Genomic DNA, 2033 nt, shown 5'->3' with positions numbered 1-2033 from the left:
CGGCTATGCCGGTGAGGGTCTCTTCGCCCAGGTGGGTGCGGAGGGTGGTCTTCAGGGTGGTGTAGCGGGTTATGTCGGGGCCCGTGGGGGGTGGGGCGGTTTCGGCGGCGTCCGCGGCGGTCAAGAGGAGGGCCGCCTCGTGCGGGTGGTCGCGGGCCGCCAGGAGTTCGGCGAAGATGCGGATGGTCGTCCACAGCTGGGGCCAGGCGCCGGCGCGGTGGGTGCCGTCCAGGAGTGGGGGGACGAGTTCCAGGGCTTCGCTGTGCTGGTCGGTCCGCACCAGGGCGGCGAGGCGCGCGACCCGGGCGACCTGGGCGACGTGGGTCGCGCCTACCAGGTCGGCCTTGTCGGCTGCGGCGGCCAGGAGTTTCGCCTTGCGGGTGCCCGTCTCGGCCTCGCCTAGGGCGTAGAGGGCGAAGGCGCGGACGGCCGTGGCGCCGCAGGTCTCGGCGCCCAGGACGCCGAGTTCCGCCTCGCGCCGTGCCGCCGGCAGGTCGCCGCGGTAGCAGCAGGTCAGGGAGAGGGAGCTGTGCGCGGAGGCCCGGTAGGCGGGGGCGATGTCGTTCATGCCGGTGATCGCTCGCCAGTGGGCGGCCGAGTCGTCGTGGTCGCCGCGGTACATCGCGGCGATGCCCAGGGAGAGGCGGGCCAGGTAGCGCTCGCGGGGGGCGGGGCCGGCGGCCAGGGCTGCTGTGGCGAGGTCGCGGCCGCGGGTGGTGTCGCCCGTGTTGGTGAGGGCGAACGCGGCTGCTGCCAGGGCCGGCGCCGAGTTGGAGCGGTCGGCTAGTTCGGCTGTCAGGGCCATGGTCTCGGCGCCGGGCTGCCAGTGCTGGCACAGCTGGACGGCGGTGGCCAGTCGTGCGGCTTCCAGCGGGTCTTCTGCGGCCCAGCGGAGGGCCTGTTCGATGTCGGCGCGGCGGCGGTCGAGGAGGGCGAACGCGGCAACGCCGGCGGGGCCGGTGCAGTCGGTGGCCCCCTGTTCCGTCCAGCGGCGCACCCAGCGGACGTAGGCGCGCCTGGCCTGATTCTCGGCGCCGGTCTCGCGGAGGCGGGCGGCGGCGAACGCGCGGACCACGGCGAGCATCCGGTAGCGGACGTCGCGGCCGGCCGGGTGGGTGGCCAGGAGGGACGATTCGACTAGCGCGGCCAGGTCCTCGGTGGCCGGGCGGTCGGTTACGAGCTCCTCGACCATGGCGGGGTCGAAGTCGGCCGGGAAGACCGTCAGCAGGGAGAGAAGGTCTCGTTGGGCGGGTGTCAGCAGGCGGTAGGACCAGTCGATCACGGAGTGCAGGCCGCCGGGGCCGTGCTCGTCCAGGAGGGCGAGGTCCTCGGCGGCGAGGCGGTCGCGGACGGGTTCCAGGCCGAGGACGGCGATGCGGGAGGCCGCCAGTTCCAGCGCGAGGGGCAGGCCGTCCAGACGGCGGCAGATGTCGGCGGCCACGGCCACGTTGTCGCCGGTCAGGCCGAAGGACGGGCGCAGGCGGCGGACGCGGTCGCCGAGGACGCGCACGCTCGCCGCCAGGTCCATGCGGTCCGGGGCCGCGGCGGCGTCGGGGGTCGGCAGCGGTTCGAGGGGCAGCAGCCGTTCGGACGGCGTGCCCAGGCGGTGCCGGCTCGTCGCCAGCACGCGCGCGGAGGGGCAGCGCGTCACGACGGCCGCGGCCAGCGCGGACGCCTCGGGCAGGACGTGCTCGCAGTTGTCCAGGACGAGGACGCCCGGTGAGACGCGGAGATGCTCGACGACGGCCGCGCGGGCCGTTCCGGCGGGGCGGTGCAGTCCCAGCGCGGTCGCGGCGGCGGTGTCGACCCGGCCGGCGGGCACGGGCGCGAGCTGGACGACGGCGACCGGCGTGCCGAGGCGTTCGGTGATCAGGGGGACGGCCTCCGCCGCCAGCCTGGTCTTGCCGACGCCGCCGACGCCGGTGACCGTGACCAGGCGGCAGGACGTGACCGCGTCCACCAGTTCCGTGAGCGTGGCGTCCCGGCCGACGAACGCGGTGGAGGTGTCCACCCACGTGGGGGTCGGCGGGCGG

General features: G+C 75.7%; 1 pseudogene. It reads right to left on the bottom strand.

Annotated features, from left to right (window positions below):
- Positions 1-2011: pseudogene (locus tag E1200_RS32900) on the bottom strand (hypothetical protein); the annotation flags it as partial.
- Positions 2012-2033 lie beyond the last annotated feature (22 nt).

Source organism: Actinomadura sp. GC306 (assembly GCF_004348665.1).
Taxonomy (GTDB): Bacteria; Actinomycetota; Actinomycetes; order Streptosporangiales; family Streptosporangiaceae; genus Spirillospora.
This window is presented reverse-complemented; position numbering and strand designations above follow the sequence as displayed.